Genomic DNA, 20,310 nt, shown 5'->3' with positions numbered 1-20,310 from the left:
GTGTCTCACCATTTCATTTCGCCCTTGGCGACCTTGGCGCTGATGTCCAGCGAGGCGGCCGCGCCGGACTGGGGATATTGCGCCTTCATCGCGGCGATCAGCGCGGCGCCGTCGGCGGCCTTGGCGGTTTGCTGGTCGAAGGCGCGGATATAGCCTTGCGTGTAGCGGACCGATTCCAGGTTCAGGGGGGCGCCCGGCGCATAGTGGCCGGGTATGACGGTAACGGGGGCCAGCTTTTCAATGCGGGCCAGCGTGGCCAGCCAGTCCTGGTGCGATTGCGGCGTTTGCGTGTCGGCCATCCAGACGTGCAGGTTGCCGAACACCACCACGCCACCCACCACGGCCTTGAGCGACGGGATCCATACGAAACTGCGGTCCGGTTGCGGGCCGTCGAGTCCGGTGATTTCCAGCGTCTTGCCTTCGAGCGTCAGCGTGCGGCCGGGCAGCACCTGCGGGATGACGGCCTTGGAAGGCGCGTCGGCGCCCAGCTTCGGGCCCCAGAACGCGAGCTTGCCGTCCACGGTTTCCTTGATGTGCCGCACGGTCGGTTCGGTGGCCACGACGCGGGCGTCGGGGAAGGCCGCCAGCACGGTGTCCAGGCCGAAATAAAAGTCGGGGTCGCCGTGGCTGATGTAGATGGTGGTCAGTGTCTTGCCGCTGGCGCGCACCATCTCGACGACTTTTTCGGCTTGCGATTTGCCGAACTGAGCGTCGATCAGGATGGCTTCACGCTGACCACTGACCAGTACCGACGAGACCTGGAAAATGGCCTCGTTGCCCGGATTGAAATGGGTCAGCGCAAGGTCGGTGCCCGCGGCGTGAACCGGGGCGATCAGCATGGCGAGCGTGGCGGTTTGCAGCAGGCGGCGCAGGGAAGCAAGAAGGGGCATGGCGGGCTCTCGGACGAAAAGGGGGTGAAAGTGGAGCCAGTCTAGTTGCACGATCCGTTCGGATCTATCCCCCGCAATGGCTGAGTCTGTTGCATATATCGGTCATATCAACCCGGTTTTGCGTCGGCCAGGGTCGTTTCGACCAGATTGCGCAGCCACATCGTGCCGGGATCGCTTTCGAAGCGCGGATGCCAGTGCACCGTGACGCACAAGGGCGGCAGCGCGATGGGCAGGGGGCGGATCTCGAAGGCGTTGTCGCGGTTGAACCAGAGGGCGGCCCGATAGGGCAGCGTGACCGTCAGGTCGGTGCGACGCACGATCTCGGCGGCGGCGGAGAAGTGCGGCAGCGTCAAATAGGGCTGACGGTGCAGGCCGGCTTCGCCCAGCACGTCGTCCAGCAGGCGGTGCGCACTGCCGCGCGCGGCCACCAGGATATGGTCCAGGCGCTTGAACTGGCCGCGCGTCAGGCCGGCCGACAACACCGGGTGGCCGCGCCGGCCCATGCAGGCATAGCGCTCGCTGAACAGGTCGGCGTGGCGGGTGTGGCGGCCCAGGCCCGCCAGGTTGCCGATGGCCAGATCGACCTCGCCGTCCTTCAGCGCCTGCGGCAACTGTTCCAGCGCGATCTCGACCACTTCGACCCGCAGGCGCGGGGCCAGGGCATGGAGGCGTTCCATCAGTACCGGCAGGAAGACCATTTCGCCGATGTCGGACATCGACAGCCGGAAACGGCGGGTGCTGGTGGCAGGGTCGAACCGCTGGCGCAGATTGACCGCCTCGGCAAAGCTGTTCATGCCGCGTTCGATGGGGCCCGCCAGGGCGAACGCGATCGGCGTGGGCTGCATGCCCGTGGCCGTGCGAACGAACAGGGGATCGTCGAAGCGCTCGCGCAGCCGGGCCAGCGCATAGCTGACGGCAGGCTGCGTCAGGTTCAGGCGTTGCGCCGCGCGCGTGACGCTGCGTTCGTGCAGCACGGTCAGGAAAACCCGCATGAGATTCAAGTCGAAGTCCACGCATGCCCTTGATATCAATCTGATTTATAAGATAAATAATACCCATAAATTTGACACATAAATAGTTGATTCTTAGACTAATTTCCCAGAGCCGCGCCGCCTTGGCAACGGCCGCACCACCGGGGAAATCGTCGCATGCATGCGTTGACATTGCCGTCGTTGTTGGTTGAGCAGGGCGCCCGTCTGGGGCATCGTGTGTGGGTGCAGGCGCCGGGCGGCGTCTTGCGTTTTGGCGATGCGCCGGCCCACGCCGCAAGCTGGGCCGCGCGCCTGGCATCGGCGGGCGTGGGGCGTGGCGACCGCGTGGGCCTGATGGCGGGCAACCGGCACGAGTTCCTGTCCGTGGTGCTGGGTTGCGGCTGGCTGGGCGCGGTGGTGGTGCCCATCAATACCGCGTCGCGCGGCATGCAGCTTCGGCACATCCTGGCCAATAGCGGATGCGTGCTGCTGGTGGCGGACGCGGCGTCCTGTGCCGCCTTGTCGGCATTGTCCGCCACCGAACCCGTCGCTGGCCTGGCGCTGCGCGCGATCTGGCTGCTGGACGATGCCCCACCGCTTGCCGGCCTGCCCGCGCCGGCCAGTGCGCTGCCGCCGCCGCCCGATGCGCCGCTGCCGCCGGCCGCCGACATCCGCCCCGGCGACATGCTGGCGATCCTCTACACCTCGGGCACATCGGGCCTGTCCAAGGGTGTGTGCTGCCCGCACGCGCAGTTCTATTGGTGGGGCGCGATCGCGGCGCGCAATCTGGAAATCTCCGACGCCGACGTGCTCTACACCAGCCTGCCGCTGTTTCACACCAACGCGTTGAACGCCTGTTTCCAGGCGCTGGTGACCGGCGCTTCCATCATTTGCGACGAGCGTTTCTCGGCCAGCCGCTACTTCGACCGGCTGGAAGCCACCGGCGCGACCGTGACGTATCTGTTGGGGGCGATGGTGCCGATGCTGCTGGCGCATGAACCCGCGGCGGCAGAGCGCCGGCATCGCACGCGCATCGCCTTGGCGCCCGGCGTGCCTGAGCGCTTCCATGGCGCCTTCACCGAGCGTACCGGCATTGCGCTGCTGGAGGGCTACGGGTCCACCGAAACCAATTTCGCGCTGGGCGGGACGCTGGCCGAACAACGGCCCGGCACGATGGGCCGCGTTGCCCCCGAATTCGATGCGATGGTGGCCGACGAGGACGACGCGCCGGTGCCGGATGGCGAGGCGGGCGAACTGCTGCTGCGCGCCAGGCCGCCGTTCGCGGTGGCGACCGGCTACTTCGGCATGGACGACAAGACGGTCGAAGCCTGGCGCAACCTGTGGTTCCACACGGGCGACCGCGTGGTCCGCGACGCCGACGGCTATTTCAGATTCCTGGACCGCATGAAGGACGCTATCCGCCGCCGCGGCGAGAACATCTCGTCCTACGAGGTGGAACAGGTGCTGCTGGCGCATCCGGCCGTGGCCGTCGTGGCGGTTTATGCGGTGCGCTCCGAGCTTGCCGAAGACGAAGTCATGGCGGCGGTGGTCTACAAGCCCGGCCAGTCATTGACGCATGCGGCGCTGCTGGATTTCTGCCAGCCCCGCATGCCGTATTTCGCCGTGCCGCGCTATCTGCGCGTGCTGGGCGATTTGCCGCGTACCGAGAACGGCAAGGTCCGCAAGTTCCGCTTGCGGGAAGAGGGCATCACCGGCGACACCTGGGACCGGGACGCCGAGGGCTATCGCGTGGCGCGATAGCGCTAACCGGCGCTTCTCGCGCCATTGATCCATTCAAAAATCCAAGGGGCGGCAATGACGATGGCATACAAAGGGGCGGCGTTGTCCGCTGGCGACGAGGCGAAAAGAAAGCGAACCCGGCGCGTGGTGATGGCCTCCGTCGCGGGCAACGCGATGGAGTGGTACGACTTTTTCATCTATGGCACGGCGGCGGCGCTGGTGTTCGGAGAACTCTTCTTTCCCAAGGGCACCGACCCGTTGCTTGGCACGATGGGCGCGTTCGCGGGGTTCGCGGTGGGCTTTTTGGCGCGGCCCCTGGGCGGCGTGGTGTTCGGCCACATCGGCGACCGCTATGGTCGCAAGCTGGCGCTGGAATGGACGCTGGGGCTGATGGGCGCGGCGACGTTCCTGATCGGCCTGCTGCCAACATACGACCAGGTCGGGTTCTGGGCGCCGGTGGCGATGGTGGTCCTGCGCATCCTGCAGGGCGCGGCCGCGGGCGGGGAATGGGGCGGCGGCGTGTTGCTGATCAGCGAGGCGGTGGGCGGCAAGCGGCGCGGGTACTTCTCGTCGTTCAGCCAGCTGGGTGTGGCGGGCGGCTTCGTGCTGTCGTCGGCCGTCTTCATGCTGGCCCAGCAATTGCCGCAAGAGTCGTTCATGAGCTGGGGATGGCGCTTGCCGTTCCTGCTTAGCGTGCTGATCTTCGGCGTGGGCCTGTACATCCGCAAGCACATTCCCGAAAGCGAAGAATTCGTGCAGGCCAAGAAAACGGCCAAGCGCGGCATGCCCGCCGTGGAAGTCTTCCGCCGCTATCCGCGCCAGGTGCTGACCGCGATGGGGTTGCGCGTGGCCGAGAACGGCGGTTCATACATCTTCCTGGCGTTTGCGCTGGCCTATGGCAAATTCCTGGGCATCCCCAATGACGTCATGCTGGGCGGCGTGCTGGCGTCCATGTTCATCGAGTTGGGCACGTTGGTGTGGTTCGGGCACTTATCCGACCGCATCGGGCGCCGCGCGGTGTACCTGATCGGTTCGGCCGGTCTGGTGCTGGTGGCGTTTCCCTTCTTCTGGCTGGTGCAGACGAAGGAACCGATCTGGATATTCCTGGCCTTCTTCCTGGGCAATACGGTCTGCCACGCCGCCATGATCGGCACGCAGCCCGCGTACTTCGCGGAACTGTTCCCGGCCGAGGTCCGCTACACCGGCCTGGCGCTGGGGCATGAACTGGCCTCGGTGTTCGCGGGCGGCTTGTCGCCGTTGATCGCGATGGCGCTGTTGCGCAAGTATGAATCCGCCACGCCCGTTGCGTGGTTCCTGGTGGGCATGGCCGCCATCACGGTGATTACCTTGCTGCTGACGCGCGAGCCGCCCCGCGAGGACGCGGAATGAGCATGGCCCGTGGTCCCGGCATCGTCAGCGTGGGCGAAACGCCGTCGCTGCGCCATCCCGATGCCGCGTGCAGCACCGCCGGCCTGATGGCCGAGGCCATCGGCTGCGCCTTGCGTAGCGCGGGTCTGGCCCCGGCGGAGGTGGACGGATTGGGCGTGGCGTCGTTCACGCTGCGCCCCGACCGGGCCATTGACCTGGCCTGGCGGCTGGGGTTGCGCCTGAACTGGTGCATGCAGGACGAAATGGGCGGCGCCAGTGCCATCAATCTGCTGCGCCAGGCGTGGCTGGCGTTGGAAGCCGGGCAGGCCGACACCATCGTGCTGGTGTCGGGCGACCACTTCACCGGCGCGGATTTCGCGGGGCTGGTGCGCGGCTACAACCGCAGCGCGCAAGATTATCTGAGCCCGCTGGGCTGCGAAGGGCCGAACCCGCTTTTCGCCATGCTGACGCAGCGGCAAATGGCGCGCACGGGTTTGCGCCGCGAAGACTATGGCGCCCTGTGCGTGGCGCAACGGCAGTGGGCGGCCCACAACCCGAACGCCGCATACCGCCAGCCGCTGACGCTGGCGCAATACCTGGATGCGCCGCTCGTGGCGCCGCCGCTGGGCCGGCTGGACTGCGTGCCCGTCGTCAGCGGGGCCAGCGCGCTGGTGCTGCGCGCGCGGCCGCAAGGCATCAGCGTGCGGTTGATCGCCAGCGACGGGCGCTATAACGCCGATCAGCAGGAAGGGGATGGTCTGCAAACCGGCATCGCCGAGTTCGCGCCGGCGCTGTGGCGCCGCGCGAGCGTGGGGCCGGAAGACATGGACGTCGTCAGCGTATACGACGACTATCCCGCCATGGCGCTGGCGCAATTGTGCGATCTCGGGTTTGCCGACGCGGATGACCTGCCGGGATTTGTCGCCCGGCGCATTGCCACGCGTTCCTTGCCCGTCAATACGGCGGGGGGCCAGCTGTCTGCGGGGCAGGCGGGCACGGCGGGCGGCATGCACGGCCTGGTCGAGGTATCGCGGCAGTTGCTGGGTCAGGCTGGCGGGCGCCAATTGCGCGGGCCGCGCAGCTTGCGGCATGGCGTCGTCACCGGCTACGGCATGGTGCAGCTGCGCTACGGCATGTGTGCCAATGCCGCGGTGCTTGCATTGGAGGAAGCATGAGCGTGAACGTCTTTGAATGCCAGGCATGCGGTCATCGCGTGTATCCCGCGCGCTTGTGGTGCCCGGCCTGCGGACAGGATCAGAACCAGGCGCGAGAAATCGCCGTGCAAGCTGCCGAGCTGCTGGCGTGGACCGAGATGCCCGCCAGGCCGGGCGACGCGGCGTCCGCCGTTATCGCCACCGTGCGCGCCTTGCCCGACGGCCCCCAGATGGTGGTGCGGCTGGACGCGCCGCCCACCCATGCCGGCCAGCGCCTGCATCTCTTTACGCGGACGATGCACGGGCGGGCGTTGCCCTGGGCAAGCGCAACGCCGCGCTGAGGCGGCGTCAGCCGCCGTCCGCCTTCTGAATGGCTTCCAGGCGCTGCGCGAGCGACGCCGTGGACAGCTCGCCCACGCGCAAGTCGACCAGACGACCCTGCGCGTCCAGGAACAGCGTGGCGGGCAAGCCGCGGTTGCTGAAATTGCGCGAGGCATCGCCTGCCGGATCCAGCAGCACGTTACGCAGGGAGGGCGCATGTTGCTCCAGGAACTTCGCCACGTCGGGCGGCGCCTCGCCCTGATTCAGGAACACGAAATTGACGTCGGGATTGGCCGCCTGCGCTTTCGCGAAAGCCGGCATTTCGCGCCGGCATGGCGGGCACCAACTGGCCCATAGATTGATGACAGTGGGTTTGCCATGGAAGGCGGACAGCGCGGCGGGCGCGCCGTCGATGCGCTGCACGGCCAAGGCGACCAGGGCGGGTTGCGCTTGCGGCGTGGGCGCCAGCCAGCGCCCGCCGCCCACCCAGACGACGCTTGCCAGCGCCAGCGCGCCTACCAGCGCGGCACGCGGGGCATGCCGCCGCAGCGCGGCGAACAGGGTGTAGGCCCAGGCGGCGGCCAGGCCCGCCCATCCATGCCAGCCGCCATCGCGCAGGTCCAGCACCCTGATCGGGTCGGGCAGGTAGTGCTCGCGGTACTGCCAGACGAAACTCAGCCGGGCCACCAGCAAGCCGATCAACAGCGCCCGCCACAAGGCGGTGCCCAGTTCGGCGGCCAGATCGCGCTGGCGGTTCAAGAGGCGCGCCGCAAGCAGGCCCGCGGCGGCGGCCGCGATCAGCAGGGCGAAGTCAGCGGGGATGACGAGCGGGCCCAGGCGCAGGGCGGGCATCATGCGCCCGCTCCGGCCAGATGGATGGAGGGTGCGTCGCCGTCATTGATCTTCAGTTGCATGCTGCCTTCCCGAGTTAACGGGAAAGCCTATCATGCCGCGTCGCAAGGCTGGATTCAGCCCCCGGCGTCCGGCCGTACTTTCAGCCGGGGATGACTGCGGTGACGTCGATCTCGACCAGCCATTCCGGCCGGGCCAGCGCCGACACGACGATGCCGGTGGACACCGGAAACACGCCCTTGAGCCAGTGTCCCATGACGCGGTAGACGGTTTCGCGGTAGCGCACGTCAACAAGATAGACGGTGAGCTTGCAGATGTGCGAGAGCTCGCTGCCGCATTCCGCCAGCAGCATGGCGACGTTGGCCATGGCCTTCTCGGCTTGCGCGGCCACGTCGCCCACGCCGACCGATTCGCGGGAATCCAGGTCCTGGCCGATCTGTCCTCGCAGGAACACGAGGTTGCCGGCCACCACGGCTTGGCATAGGTCGTTGTCCAGTTGTTGTTCGGGGTAAGTGTCGCGGGTATTGAATTTGCGGATGCGGGTGTGCGCCATGATGGGTGTCTTGTCGTAAGGCGGGCGCGCGGGGCGCCGCGCCGGGTCAGTGGGGAAGAATCTTGGAAAGGAACCGCTGCGCCTGCGGACTGGCGGCGTCGCGGAAGAAACGATCGGTGGGGCTGTCCTCGATGATGGCGCCGTCTTCCATGAAGACCACGCGGTTGGCCACGCGCCGGGCAAAGCCCATCTCGTGCGTCACCACCATCATCGTCATGCCTTCTTCGGCCAGTTCCACCATCACGTCCAGCACTTCGTTCACCATCTCGGGGTCCAACGCCGACGTGGGCTCGTCGAACAGCATGGCCATCGGGTCCATGGATAGCGCGCGGGCGATGGCCACGCGCTGCTGCTGCCCGCCGGACAACTGGCCGGGATGCTTGTGGGCATGGGCCGACAGGCCCACGCGCGCCAGCAACGCGGCGGCCTTGGCGCGGGCGGTGTCGATGTCGCGCCCCAGCACGATCTGCTGGGCCAGCGTCAGGTTGCGGGTGATGTCCAGGTGCGGGAACAGCTCGAAGTGCTGGAACACCATGCCGACCTTGGTCCGCAGCGTGGGCAGGTCGCGGGACGCGGTGACGGAATCGCCGTCGATCAGGATGTCGCCGTTCTGAATGGGTTCCAGCGCGTTGACGGTCTTGATCAGGGTGGACTTGCCGGAACCGGACGGGCCGCACACCACCACGATCTCGCCCTTGGAAACGCGGGTGGTGCACTGCTTGAGCACGTGGTGGCTGCCGTAGTATTTGTCCACCCCGCGGATGTCGATGATGGGTGCGGACGTGTTCATTTGTCGTAATGCCCCGCGCGGATCGAGGCGCCGATCAGGTTCAGGATCAGGCGGCCCGCGGTGATGCAGGAGATCTGGTTCAGGTCTTTCTCTGGTTGGATCTCGACGATGTCCATGCCCACCACGCGGCCCTTGCGCACCAGGCCATGGATCAGTTTGCGGGCCTGGACGAAGGTGACGCCGCCGGGCGCCGGGCCGGCCACGGCGGGCATGGTGGCGGGGTCCATGCCGTCGGCATCGATGGTCAGGTAGTAATTGCCGCCGTCGGGAATGCGGTCCAGCACGGCGTCCATGCCCACGTCGTGCAGCTCGTAGGCCGTGACGAGTTCGGCGCCATAGGCGCGGGCGGCCACCAGTTCTTCCGGCCGGCCGCTGCCCTGGGCGCGCAGGCCGATCTGGATGATGCGGTCCACGTGGGCCATTTCGGATGCACGGCGGATGGGGCTGGACAAGCCGTCGCGCACGCCGTTGACGTCATCGCGCCAGTCCAGGTGGGCGTCGATGTGCACCAGCGTGATGGGGCCTTTCTGGTCCAGGCCGCGCAGGATGGGGGTGGTTATGCCGTGGTCGCCGCCCAGCACGATGGGCACGGCGCCGGCGGCGGCGATGCGGCGCACGGCGGCTTCGGCGCGCTCGTAATGTTCGCCGCGCGGCTTGGACAGGTCGGGGATGATGTCGCCGCAGTCGACGAAACGGATGTCGTCGCGGCCTTGCAGCAGCGGGCCGTCGATGTCGAAGTCATAGTGTCCGGGCCGGCGCACGACGCGGTCGGTCGCCTGGCGGATGGCCGTGGGCGCGTTCGTCTGGTCATTGCTGAAATCGGCGGCGGAATAGGGCGAGCCGTAGGGCATGCCCAGCACCGCGATATCCGCCTGCAGGTGGTCCAGGTCCAGCGCCAGCGTGGAATACAGCAGGGTCGGGTGGCCGGTGCGGGGAGGGACGGTGTAGGGAGTCATGTCGGGGGTTCCTTCAAAGGACGGTTAAGGGGGGTCAGGCCTGGGGGGGATCAGGCCTGGGCCTTTGGCGCGGCTGCGCGACGCGCCGCGGCTTCCAGCCGGCGGCCGATGCCGGCCATCAGCACGCTGCACAGCCAATAGATCAGCGCGGTGGCGCCCAGCACCTCCAGATACGCGAAGGTGTTGGCCGTCAGCAGATTGCTCTGGTAGGTCATTTCGGGCAGGCTCATCACCGAGAAAATCGCCGAGTCCTTGAACATCATGATGACCAGGCTGGTGGCGGGCGGGATCAGGTAGCCGAACAACTGAGGCACGACGATGTGGCGCTGCGTCTGCCAGTACGTCATGCCCAGCGATAGCGACGCGCTGGTCTGCCCGCGCGGCACGCTCTGCAGGGCGGCGCGCAGGATTTCGCAGAAATAGCCGCCGGTGTAGAACGCCGTGCAACCGATGGCCACCGTCATCGCAGAGGCCGGCACGCCCAGCTTGGGCAAGCCGAAGAACGACAGGTAGACGAGGATCAGGTACGGAATGTTGCGCACCAGCTCCACGTAACCCAGCGCCAGCGGGCGCAAGGGCGTGCGCGACTGCGCCGCGTAGGCGGCAAGCGTGCCGATCAGCATGCCCAGCGGGATACCGATCACGCTGACCAACGCCGTGATCCGCAGGCCCTTGAGCAACACGGGGATGGATTCCCCGACGATGGAAAGATCAATGGGCATGGGGCAGCATCCTTGACACGCGGCGTTCGCACAGCCTGGAAACGGCCGACAGGCAGAACAGAATGATGAAATAGACCACCGCCGTCACCGTGAACACCTGCAGCGGCAGATCGCTTTGCAGCGTGGCGTTGCGCGCGACCGTGGCCAATTCGGGCACGGCGATGATGGACATCAGCGACGACGCTTTCAGCAGGATGGTCAGCTCGCTGGTCAGCGGCGGGATCGCCCGGTAGAACACCTGGGGCAGCAGCACATGGCGCCATATCTGCCGGAGCCGCAGCCCCAGGGCACGGGCGGCGGCCACCTGCCCGCCCGACAGCGTGCCCAGCGCGCCGCGCAGGATCTCGACGATGTAGGCGCTGGTGTTGCACGCCAACGCGCCGATGCCCGCGGCGATGGGCGATACGGAAATGCCCAGCAGCGGCGGCACCACGTAGTAGGCGATCAGCATGTGGATCAGCGCGGGCGTGCCGCGGATGGCGCTGACCCACAGCATGACGACGCCGCGCAAGGGGGCATACGGCGACATCCGTGCCAGCAGCAGCGCCACGCCCAGCACGATACCGATGGCAAAGGCCGCCGCCGAGGCGGCAAGCGTGATGGCCGTGCCCGAGACAACGCCGTGCAGGAACGGTGCCAGCGCGCCGTTTTGATTCAACCAGTCCAGCATGGCGGCGGGCTCAGATCGCGCCGGCGGGCAGGTAGTTGGCGCGCGGGATGTCCATGGGCGCGCCGAACCACTTCTTCTGTAGTTCCAGCAGCTGGCTGGATGCGCGCAGCTCATCGAACGTGTCGTTGACGAACTGGCGGATCTCAAGGTCTTGCGGATTGGCGACCCACGCCAGCAGCTTGGCTTGCCCGATCTCACCGGCAATGCGGAAGGCGCCGGGCTGTTTGCGCATCTGCACGGCGGCGATGTTCGAAGGCATCAGCGCCACGTCCACCGTCTTGTTGGCCAGCGCGTTGGAGACGTCCGGGTAGGCCTGGAACAGTTTGGTGTCGGCATAGCCCTTGGCGCCGGACTCCTTCAGGCGCTTTTCGAATTCCTCGGCGACCGGCTGCGACGACGATCCCATCTGCGTGCCGATGATCTTGCCCGCGATGTCCTTGTCCTGCTTGATCGACGCGTCATCCGCCCGCACCATCAGCACCGACCGCACCACGCCCACCGGCTGGGTGAAGGCAAAGCGCTTGGCGCGTTCGGGGGTGATGCCCACGCTGGTGGCCACCAGGTCGAACTTGCGCGACATCAGGCCCGGCAGCAGGCCCTGGAAGGGCAGGTTCATCTGTTCCAGCTGCACGCCCAGTTTGGCGGCCATCAGTTGCAGCACATCATGGCCGTAACCCACGACCTTGCCGTTTTCCACGAACTCGAACGGCTCGTACGCCGCCTCGGTGCCCACGGTGAGGCGGCCGCGCTTCTTGATATCGGCCAGCGAGCCGCCCTCGGCAAATGACAGCGCGGGCAGGGCCAATACGGCACCGGCGGCGAGGGTGGTCGTGACAAAGCGCCTTCTGGACAGGTTCTGCATGATTTTTCCCTTGAAATATCGTGATGTTCCGGCCGCCGGGCTGGCGGACCCGGATCGGGCCGCCGCGGGAATCTGCGCTCCCTGGCGCCAGCGGTTCGGGAAACTGTATTCCCCCGATTCGGTCATGAAAAATGATTTTTTTAGTGGTATGGTTTCAAAATTCAATACCTTTCAAAACGGAACGACCTTGGCCCGTCCGGAGTTCACCGAGCGCGACCTGCGCTCCCTGCGCATCTTCTGCGCCGTGGCCCAGGCCAACGGTTTCGCCGCGGCGGAAAAGCAGCTGAACATGTCCAAAGCCTCGATCAGCCGCCATGTGCGCGAGGTCGAGGAAACGCTGGGCGTGCGCCTGTGCGACCGCGGGCCGTCGGGCTTCGAGCTGACCCAGGCGGGAAAGGTGGCGCTGGAACTGGCCCGCGACGCGTTGAAATCGCTGGCGCGCATCCGCCCCGAGATCGATGCGGTGCGGGGCGTGCTGTCAGGCACGTTGTCCATCGGCATGGTGGAACACGTCATCACCGACGCCGACTGCCAGATTCCCCTGGCGCTGGCCGCCATGCGCGAGGCGGCGCCCGACGTGAAAGTGGAAATGACGGTGATGACCTTCAACGACCTGGATCAGGCGCTGCGCGAGCGGCGCGTGCAGATCGCGGTGCGCGGCATGTACCGCCGCGAAAGCGGCTTTCACTATCAGCGCCTGTTCGTGGAACGGCATCGCCTGTTCGTGGCGCGTGGCAGCTTGGACCGCGCCCGCGACCTGCCGCTGGTGTATCGCTCGCACCCGTTCGTCCACGATGCGCTGGGCGAATACGGGTTCGCGCGCGGCCCGGAGGCCACGGGTCTGGAGGCCATCGCCATGCTGGTGTCGTCCGGCCATTACCTGGGGATGCTGCCCCAGCACTATGCCGATTCGGTGTCTAGGCGGCATGCCTTGACGCCGTTGCCGGACGGCCCCGTCTATGAAAACACCATCAGCGCCATTACCGAGGTGTCGCGGCCGGGCACGCGTGCCGTCGAACTGTTCCTGCGCTTGCTCGAACGCTTCCATCCCGCCCTGTAGCGGGCGATTCGCCGCGTATGGCGGCCAGGCGGCCGGGGGCAGGGCGGCCTTGCACGGGCAGGTTCCGCAGTGACGCTAAAATGTCGGCTCTCGGCTGAATGCCCAGCCCCTCCGGCTTCTTCATTATTGCGCCCGGCGCACCCATAACTATGAAAAAACTGACTGCTGTTTTCCTCGTGTCCGCAACCACGATGCTGACCGCTTGCGGCCCCAGCGACAACGCGCCCACCGCCGGCGCGCAAGCGCCCGCTGCCGTCAAGAAGGTCGTGGTGGGCCTGGACGACAATTTCCCGCCCATGGGTTTTCGTGACACGAGCAACCAGATCGTCGGTTTCGATATCGACATGGCCAAGGAAGCCAGCAAGCGCCTGGGGCTGGAAGTGGAATTCAAGCCGATCGACTGGAGCGCCAAGGAAGCCGAACTCAACGGCAAGCGGGTCGACGTTCTGTGGAACGGCCTGACCATCACCGAAGAGCGCAAGAAGAACATCAGCTTCACCGCGCCGTACATGGCCAATCACCAGATCATCATCGTCGGCAACGCCTCGCCCGTGAAGGCGAAGGCCGATCTGGCGGGCAAGACCGTGGGCGCGCAGGACGGCAGCAGCGCCACCGACGCCATCGCCAAGGACCCGGTTGCCGCCCAGATCAAGGAAGTAAAGAAGTTCGGCGACAACGTCACGGCGCTGATGGACCTGGCCGCCGGCCGCCTGGACGCCATCGTCGTCGACGAAGTGGTGGGCCGCTACCTGATCAGCAAGCGCGCGGGCGAATACCGGGTGCTGGAAGAAAACTTCGGCACCGAAGACTACGGTGTGGGCGTGCGCAAGGACGACACCGAACTGCTGGGCAAGCTGGACAAGACGCTGGATTCGATGAAGCAGGACGGCACCGCCGGCCGCATCGCGACCCAGTGGTTCGGCGCCAACATCATCAAGTAAGCGGCAAGCGGCGCGACTTACTGAATGGACTACGTACTCTCCCTGTTGGGGCCCATGGCGGAAGGCGCGAAAGTGACCTTGACGCTGTTTTTCATCACCTTGGCCCTGGCAGTGCCCCTGGGGCTGGTGCTGGCGCTGGCGCGTATTTCGAAATGGCCGCTGCTAAGCAGCCTGGTCAATGGCTACATCTGGCTGATGCGCGGCACGCCGCTGATGCTGCAGATGCTGTTCATCTATTTCGCGTTGCCGTTCGTGCCGGTGGTGGGCGTGCGCTTGCCGGATTTCCCGGCGGCCGTGGTGGCGTTCGCGCTGAACTACGCGGCGTATTTCGCCGAGATCTTCCGCGCCGGTATCCAGTCGGTGGACCGCGGCCAGTACGAAGGCAGCAAGGTGCTGGGCATGACCTATCTGCAGACGCTGCGCCGCATCGTGCTGCCGCAGATGGTGCAGCGCGTGCTGCCGCCGATGAGCAACGAGACCATCACGCTGGTGAAGGATACGTCGCTGATTTACGTGCTGGCATTGAACGACATCCTGCGGACGGCGCGCGGCATCGTGCAGCGCGACTTCACGACCACGCCATTCCTGGTCGCCGCCGCCTTCTATCTCCTCATGACGCTGGTGTTGACGTGGTTCTTCCAGCACATGGAAAAGCGCTATGCCAAATATGATCAGTGATCCGACGTCCGGCGCCGACGCGGCCGCGCGTCCCGTCATGATCCAGGCCCGCGGCATCACCAAGTCATTCGGCACCAACCGCGTGCTGGACCAGGTGTCGCTGACCCTGGGCCAGGGCGAGGTCGTGGCGGTGATTGGTCCGTCGGGGTCGGGCAAGAGCACCTTCCTGCGCTGCCTGAACCATCTGGAGACCATCGACGAAGGCAGCATCGACATCGAAGGCGAGGCCATGGCCCGTGCCGTCGATGGCGGCCGCAGCCAGTACGCCAGCGACGCCGACGTGCGCCGCATCTGCCGCAAGATGGGCATGGTGTTCCAGTCGTTCAACCTGTTCCCGCACATGACGGTGCTGCAGAACATCATCGAAGCGCCGTTGACGGTCAAGGGCATGTCCAAGGCCCAGATCATCCCGAAAGCGGAAGAGCTGCTGCGCAAGGTCGGCCTGCTCAACAAGCGCGACAACTACCCCACGCGCCTGTCGGGCGGCCAGAAGCAGCGCGTGGCGATCGCCCGCGCGCTGGCGATGGAACCGGACATCATGCTGTTCGACGAACCCACGTCGGCGCTGGACCCCGAACTGACGGGCGAGGTGCTGCGCACGATGAAGCAGCTGGCCGACGAGCGCATGACCATGCTGGTCGTCACGCACGAAATGGGCTTCGCCCGCGAAGTGGCGCACCGCGTCATTTTCATGGACGAAGGCCGCATCGTCGAGGAAGCGCCTTCCGCGGACTTCTTCCGCGCCCCGCAGCATGCGCGCAGCCGGGAATTCCTGGCGCATATGCTCTGATTCCGTGACCGTGGCCGTTGCACGGCCTCGCATCACTGAAAGCAGCCCGCCTTCGAGCGGGCTGTTTTATTTTTAGAAAAACTATTCTGAATCCATCAAGTCGGCGTAAGGACTTGGGTTTATCGCGGCGGCAGCCATGATATTCTTGCCCAAGTCAGAGATTAGTTTTTCTAAAGGAACGTGCCATGGGTGCCGTGCTGCCGTTGCTTGCCCTGCGAGCCTTTACCGAAAGCGCGCGCCTGGGCAGCCTCAAAGCCGCCGCCGAGGCGCTGGGCGTGACACCAGGCGCCGTCAGCCAGCAGATCCGCTTGCTGGAAGACCGGCTGGGGCTTGCCTTGTTCGTGCGCGAGCGCCACGGCGTGCGCCTGACGCCCGCCGGCGCCAGCGCCTATCCCGGCTTGCTGCGTGCCTTCGACCAGATCGAAAAGTCGTTGTCGCTGCTGGAGTCCCACGGCGCCCAGCGCACGCTGACCGTCAGCACGGTGCCGTCGTTCGCGTCGTCGTGGCTGGTGCCGCGCATCGGCCGGTTCTCGGCGTTGCATCCCGATATCGAAGTCAGGGTCGAGGCGTCGTCCAAGCTGGTGGACTTCAAACGCGACCGCATCGACGTGGCGTTACGCCATGGCCTGGGGCATTACCCGGGCTTGTCGACGTTCAGGCTGATGACTCCCGTGTTGTTGCCGGTGGCCAGTCCGTCCCTGTTGGCGCAAGGTCCGGCCATCCGATCGGCCGAAGACTGCATGAAGTACCCCTTGCTGCAGGATTCCGACCGCGCCGATTGGGCGCTGTGGCTGCAGGCGCACGGGGTAGAGGCGGGTGCCGACGCGCAACGCGGCCCCAGCTTTGAAGACGACCTGCTGTTGCTGCGTGCCGCCGGCACCGGGCAGGGCATTGCGCTGGTGCAAGACACGCATGCCCGCGAAGACATCGAATCGGGCCGGCTGGCGCTGGCGCTGGACCGGCCCTGGCCCGCGCGCTTTGCGTACTACATCGTCAGCCGGCCGGATGCCGTGGCCCGGCCGGAAGTGCAGGCATTCATCGATTGGGTAAAGGCCGAAGCGGCGGAACCAGCGTCCCCGTCCGCGTCCGCGTCCGCGCCTTCGATGCTGGCGGTGGCCCAGGGGCGCGCGCATGGCTGAGGCCACTCCGGTGCTGCGCTTGCGCGGCGTCTACAGCCAGCGCCTGTCCCCGGTCAGCCTGGATCTTGCGGCGGGTGAATGCGCGGCCATCACCGGGCCTTCCGGGTCGGGCAAGTCACTGCTGCTGCGCCAGGTCGCGGACCTGGACCCCGGTCATGGCGAAGTCGAACTGGATGGCGCGCGCCGTTCCGGCATGCGCGGCTTCGAATGGCGGCGCAAGGTCGTCTACTGCCAGGCCGAGGCGGGCTGGTGGGATGATCACGTCGCGCCGCACTTCACGGACCCGGCCACGGCCCACGCGTTGATGGGAGAGCTGGGCCTATCCATTGAAAAGCTCGACTGTCTGGTGCACGAACTTTCCACGGGCGAACGCCAGCGGCTGGGTCTGGCGCGCGCGCTGGCGCAAGCGCCCCGCGTGCTGTTGCTGGATGAGCCCACCGCCGCGCTGGATCAGGCGGCGGCCGAGCTCGTCGAACAAGCGATGCGGCGCTATCTGGACAGCGGCGCGGCGATTCTGTTGGTGACGCACAGCGCGCAACAGGCCGAGCGCCTGGCGCGCCGCCGTTGGCGGATGGATCAGGGCAGACTGGAGCCGTTATGGACGTGATCACGTTGCAGCTGCTGGATCTGGTGATCGCGTCGTGCCTGGTGCTGCTGTGCGCCGCGATCTCTTTGGCGCTGCGCCTGAACCTGCAGCGGCAGGTCTTGTGGGCCGCGGTCCGCACCGTGGTGCAGTTGCTGCTGGTGGGCCACATCCTGCGCGTGGTGTTCGCGCACGCCGCGCCGTGGCTGACCGCGCTGTTCGTGGCGGCGATGATGGCCCTGGCCGCCCGCGAGGTGGCGGCGCGGCCCAAGGCGCGGCTGACCGGCCACGGCAACGGCTGGGTCGGCACGTTGGCGGTGGCGGCTACCACCCTGATCACGTCGATGTTCATCCTGAATACCGCACTGCGCCCCGACCCCTGGTATGACCCGCGCTACGTCATTGCCCTGGTCGGCATCGTGCTGGGCAGCGTGCTCAATGCCGCCAGCCTGGCCTTGGACGGCGTTCTGTCTGGCGTGCGCCGTGAGAAATTGGCGATCGAGGCGCGGCTGGCGCTGGGAGCCACCCCGCATCAAGCGTTTGCTTCGCTGTTGCGGGAATCGGTGCGGCGCGGCATCTTGCCCAGCGTCAACCAGATGTCGGCGGCCGGCATCATCACGCTGCCGGGCATCATGACCGGCCAGATCATCGCCGGCATGGACCCGATCGAGGCCGCGAAGTACCAAATTTTGCTGATGTTCCTGCTGTGTGGCGCCAGCGGCATGGCGGCGATGGTCGCGGCCTATGGCGCCATGCGCCGGCTGACGGACGAGCGCGGGCGTTTGCGTCTGGATCGTCTGGCGGCGTCCAAATAAAGGCCCCGGTAGCCCCTCCAGGGCTGAAATAGGTGGGTTTGGGCACGAAATTTCATGAGAAATCGACGCGGGGCTTTCCATAATGGCCCCAACTTTCCATTCTTTTGAATGTCTTTCTTGCCCCATCCGATGCCTTTCGAGTCTTGCCTGACCCTTGCGTCCCCTCTGGCCGGCTTTATCGCCACGCCCGGCAATCTGGTGCGCCGCGCATGAGCGCCGTCATGACGTCCGCCGCCGTTCGCCCTGCCAGCCGGCAACACGCCGTGCCCGCCTGGCAAGTCCTGTTGTGCCTGGCCCTGTGGCTGGCCGCCCTGGCGTGGGCGCGCTGGCTGACGCTGCCCGACGAAGGGCGCTATGCCGGCGTGGCCTGGGAGATGTTGCGCAGCCGTTCTCCCATGGTGCCGCTGCTGGATGGGATGCCGTATTTCCATAAGCCGCCGCTTTACTACTGGCTGGCACAGATCAGCTTTTCGCTATTCGGCGTGAACGAGTTCAGCGCGCGCATCCCGTCGCTGATCGGCGCCTGGAGCGCCGGGGCGGGGCTCTATGCCTTTGTGTCGCGCTACAGGAATGTGGCGCAGGCGCGTTGGGCCGTCGCCATCCTGGGGCTGACGCCGTTGTTTTTCGGCGCGGCGCAATTCGCCAATATGGACATGCTGGTCGCCAGCATGATCACGCTATGCGTGCTGGCCGCCGCCGACACGGCGTTGCGGCGAGGGCAGGGGCGGCCGTTTCGCGCCATGTCGGTCGCCACCGGCGTCCTGGCGGCGCTGGCCGTGCTGGCCAAGGGCTTGATCGGCCTGGCGTTGCCCGGCGCCATCGTGCTGGCCTGGCTGCTGCTGCGGCGGGATTGGCGCGGCATGCGCGCCTTGCTTTGGGTACCGGCCTTGCTGGCGTTCGCGGCCGTGGCGGTGCCGTGGTTCTGGATGATGCAGGTGAAGTTTCCGGGCTTCTTCCATTATTTCTTTGTCTACCAGCACTTTGAGCGGTTCGCGCAAAGCGGCTTCAACAATGCGCAGCCTTTCTGGTTCTATCTCCCCATCGTGGTCGGGCTGGCGTTGCCGTGGTCGCTTTGGGGCGTGCCGCTCCTTACGCCGGCATTCTGGCGCGAAGCCGATCCGCACGGCGTGCGGCGGCTGATGGCGATGTGGATCGCCGTGGTGGTCGTGTTCTTCTCCATCCCGCAGTCCAAGCTGATCGGCTACGTGCTGCCGGTATTTCCGCCGCTGGCGTTACTGATCAGCGAGCGTATCGCGCCCGCCTGGGCGGCTGGCCGACGTCGGGGCGCCGTCATCGCGGTGGCCGTCGCGGCGGTCATCTGCGTGGGGGCAGTCATTGCGGCATCGAACAATCCGCGCGGCAGCGCCGGTCCGGCCATGCAGGCATTGCGCAGCGAAATGCGGCCGCAAGACGGGCAGGTGGCCTTGCATGCGCTGCCGTTCGACCTGGGTTTCTACACCCAGGCCTCGGCGCCCGCCTGGATCGTCGACAACTGGCAAGACCCCGAGATCCCCACCCGGGACAACTGGCGCAAAGAGTTGTACGACGCGGCGCGGTTCGACCCCGTCGCGGGCAAGCGGGTGCTGATCGACAACGCCGATTTGACCGCACGCCTGTGCGCGGCTGCCGACGGCGCGCGCTTCTGGATCTGGGGCCGGGACGACGATGCCTCGCGCTATCCCGCCATCAACGGCGTGCCTGCGCGCATCGCCGGCGAAACAAGAGCGGTGTGGCGCCTTGATGTCGATGCGGCATTCCGCCGGCGGATGTGCACGGGCACGCCTCTGTCGCGCTAGTCACGCAACGCCACGACGCCGCTTGCAAAGCCTGATGTTCAATCGGCGAAAGCCGAGGTGATGGCTTCCACGACGACACGTACCCGGGCCGTGCGCGCCAGGTCCTGGTGCAACACCAACCATGCCTCGTAGGGTCTGGTCCGATGGCGCCCGGGCCATAGCCGCACCAGCGTGGGATCGCGTCGGGCAAGGTACTCGGGTAGCTCGCCGATCGCCAAGCCGGCGCGCACAAAGGTCGCGAGCATCAGGCTCGAATCCAGTTCGGCAACCACGCGGCCCTGTGCCCTGGATTCGCCCGCCAGCGTGTCGTCCTGCCGGCCGGTCACGCCCTCTTGGTAGAGCGCGATGTCATGGCCGGCAAAGCCGGTTCCGGGCTGCGGTTCACCATGTTTGTCCAGATAGCTTCGGGTTGCGTACAGGCCCACCTCCCAGCAGCCGAGTTGGCGAACGATCAGGTCCGGTTGCTCTGGCCGCAGGGTACGTACCGCAACGTCGGCCTCTCGTCGCGCCAGGTCAAGCAGCCGCGTCGTGGTGCTCAGGATCACCCGCACCTCGGGATGAGCGGTGCGCAGGCGTTCAATGGCAGGAACCACGAAGTCCACCGCCAATGCGTCGGTGGTGGTCACGCGTACCTCGCCCGCCACGCGGGCGTCGGCGCC

General features: G+C 66.6%; 22 protein-coding genes. 12 read left to right on the top strand and 10 right to left on the bottom strand.

Annotation, left to right across the window (positions count from 1 at the left end):
• Positions 1-5: 5 nt before the first annotated feature.
• Positions 6-890: an MBL fold metallo-hydrolase gene (locus ACE039_RS01665; protein ID WP_485821511.1), complete on the bottom strand. Its 885-nt coding sequence runs from the start codon at positions 888-890 to the stop codon at positions 6-8.
• A gap of 107 nt (positions 891-997) precedes the next feature.
• Positions 998-1,882, bottom strand: a complete 885-nt coding sequence (locus tag ACE039_RS01660; protein ID WP_448712820.1) for a LysR family transcriptional regulator — start codon at positions 1,880-1,882, stop codon at positions 998-1,000.
• A 156-nt stretch (positions 1,883-2,038) separates the two neighbouring features.
• On the opposite strand from ACE039_RS01660, the gene ACE039_RS01655 reads away from it, so the two are divergent.
• Genes ACE039_RS01655 through ACE039_RS01640 form a run of 4 tightly spaced genes read left to right on the top strand, consistent with a single transcriptional unit; the run spans position 2,039 to position 6,464 of the window.
• Entirely contained in the window at positions 2,039-3,622 is a 1,584-nt protein-coding gene (locus ACE039_RS01655) for an ATP-dependent acyl-CoA ligase (RefSeq protein WP_485821510.1), read from the top strand.
• Positions 3,623-3,676: 54 nt separating this feature from the next.
• The gene (locus tag ACE039_RS01650) at positions 3,677-4,990 is read left to right on the top strand and encodes an MFS transporter (protein ID WP_448712782.1); all 1,314 of its coding nucleotides are present in this window, start codon (positions 3,677-3,679) and stop codon (positions 4,988-4,990) included.
• Positions 4,987-6,144 (top strand): thiolase family protein, encoded by a 1,158-nt coding sequence (locus ACE039_RS01645; protein ID WP_485821509.1) that lies wholly within the window; start codon positions 4,987-4,989, stop codon positions 6,142-6,144. Before ACE039_RS01650 ends, ACE039_RS01645 begins: the two co-directional genes overlap by 4 nt.
• Positions 6,141-6,464: a zinc ribbon domain-containing protein gene (locus tag ACE039_RS01640; protein ID WP_485821508.1), complete on the top strand. Its 324-nt coding sequence runs from the start codon at positions 6,141-6,143 to the stop codon at positions 6,462-6,464. The genes ACE039_RS01645 and ACE039_RS01640 overlap by 4 nt, the downstream gene beginning before the upstream one ends.
• A 7-nt stretch (positions 6,465-6,471) precedes the next feature.
• On the opposite strand, the gene ACE039_RS01635 is transcribed toward ACE039_RS01640, so the two are convergent.
• The 7 genes from ACE039_RS01635 to ACE039_RS01605 all read right to left on the bottom strand — a co-directional run bounded on the left by ACE039_RS01635 (position 6,472) and on the right by ACE039_RS01605 (position 11,849).
• Positions 6,472-7,299, bottom strand: a complete 828-nt coding sequence (locus ACE039_RS01635; protein WP_485821507.1) for a TlpA family protein disulfide reductase — start codon at positions 7,297-7,299, stop codon at positions 6,472-6,474.
• Between the two features lie 139 nt (positions 7,300-7,438).
• Positions 7,439-7,849, bottom strand: coding sequence for a RidA family protein (locus ACE039_RS01630; protein WP_448712774.1), 411 nt, complete (start codon positions 7,847-7,849; stop codon positions 7,439-7,441).
• Positions 7,850-7,895: 46 nt separating this feature from the next.
• On the bottom strand, positions 7,896-8,621 hold the full coding sequence (locus ACE039_RS01625; protein WP_485821643.1) for an amino acid ABC transporter ATP-binding protein: 726 nt from the start codon (positions 8,619-8,621) through the stop codon (positions 7,896-7,898).
• Positions 8,622-8,635: 14 nt separating this feature from the next.
• Positions 8,636-9,595, bottom strand: coding sequence for an agmatinase (locus ACE039_RS01620; protein ID WP_105557293.1), 960 nt, complete (start codon positions 9,593-9,595; stop codon positions 8,636-8,638).
• 50 nt (positions 9,596-9,645) lie between these two features.
• Positions 9,646-10,317, bottom strand: a complete 672-nt coding sequence (locus ACE039_RS01615) for an amino acid ABC transporter permease (RefSeq protein ID WP_448712860.1) — start codon at positions 10,315-10,317, stop codon at positions 9,646-9,648.
• Positions 10,307-10,987 (bottom strand): amino acid ABC transporter permease, encoded by a 681-nt coding sequence (locus tag ACE039_RS01610; RefSeq protein WP_448712862.1) that lies wholly within the window; start codon positions 10,985-10,987, stop codon positions 10,307-10,309. The genes ACE039_RS01615 and ACE039_RS01610 overlap by 11 nt, the downstream gene beginning before the upstream one ends.
• A 10-nt stretch (positions 10,988-10,997) precedes the next feature.
• Positions 10,998-11,849: a transporter substrate-binding domain-containing protein gene (locus ACE039_RS01605; RefSeq protein WP_105557296.1), complete on the bottom strand. Its 852-nt coding sequence runs from the start codon at positions 11,847-11,849 to the stop codon at positions 10,998-11,000.
• 148 nt (positions 11,850-11,997) lie between these two features.
• Here ACE039_RS01605 and ACE039_RS01600 point away from each other — a divergent pair, with 148 nt between their 5' ends.
• The 8 genes from ACE039_RS01600 (at position 11,998) to ACE039_RS01565 (ending at position 19,651) form a co-directional block, all read left to right on the top strand.
• Positions 11,998-12,909, top strand: a complete 912-nt coding sequence (locus tag ACE039_RS01600) for a LysR family transcriptional regulator (protein WP_105557297.1) — start codon at positions 11,998-12,000, stop codon at positions 12,907-12,909.
• Between the two features lie 149 nt (positions 12,910-13,058).
• Positions 13,059-13,850 carry an amino acid ABC transporter substrate-binding protein gene (locus tag ACE039_RS01595; protein WP_105557298.1) on the top strand — a complete coding sequence of 264 codons (792 nt, stop codon included), beginning with the start codon at positions 13,059-13,061 and terminating at the stop codon, positions 13,848-13,850.
• A gap of 24 nt (positions 13,851-13,874) precedes the next feature.
• Positions 13,875-14,528: an amino acid ABC transporter permease gene (locus ACE039_RS01590; protein ID WP_006223039.1), complete on the top strand. Its 654-nt coding sequence runs from the start codon at positions 13,875-13,877 to the stop codon at positions 14,526-14,528.
• Between the two features lie 37 nt (positions 14,529-14,565).
• A complete protein-coding gene (locus ACE039_RS01585) occupies positions 14,566-15,318 on the top strand; it encodes an amino acid ABC transporter ATP-binding protein (protein WP_313464928.1) in 753 nt (250 codons plus the stop codon).
• A gap of 185 nt (positions 15,319-15,503) precedes the next feature.
• Complete coding sequence (gene gcvA / locus ACE039_RS01580) at positions 15,504-16,457, top strand: transcriptional regulator GcvA (RefSeq protein WP_485821506.1); 954 nt, start codon at positions 15,504-15,506, stop codon at positions 16,455-16,457.
• A complete protein-coding gene (locus tag ACE039_RS01575; protein ID WP_485821505.1) occupies positions 16,450-17,064 on the top strand; it encodes an ABC transporter ATP-binding protein in 615 nt (204 codons plus the stop codon). The genes gcvA and ACE039_RS01575 overlap by 8 nt, the downstream gene beginning before the upstream one ends.
• Positions 17,055-17,855: an ABC transporter permease gene (locus ACE039_RS01570; protein WP_485821504.1), complete on the top strand. Its 801-nt coding sequence runs from the start codon at positions 17,055-17,057 to the stop codon at positions 17,853-17,855. The genes ACE039_RS01575 and ACE039_RS01570 overlap by 10 nt, the downstream gene beginning before the upstream one ends.
• A gap of 209 nt (positions 17,856-18,064) precedes the next feature.
• On the top strand, positions 18,065-19,651 hold the full coding sequence (locus ACE039_RS01565; protein ID WP_485821503.1) for an ArnT family glycosyltransferase: 1,587 nt from the start codon (positions 18,065-18,067) through the stop codon (positions 19,649-19,651).
• 38 nt (positions 19,652-19,689) lie between these two features.
• Here the strand turns inward: ACE039_RS01565 and ACE039_RS01560 are convergent.
• The coding region (locus ACE039_RS01560) for a LysR substrate-binding domain-containing protein (RefSeq protein ID WP_485821502.1) at positions 19,690-20,310 on the bottom strand (621 nt) is incomplete at its 5' end.

This window comes from Achromobacter maghribensis (genome assembly GCF_057334215.1).
This window is presented reverse-complemented; position numbering and strand designations above follow the sequence as displayed.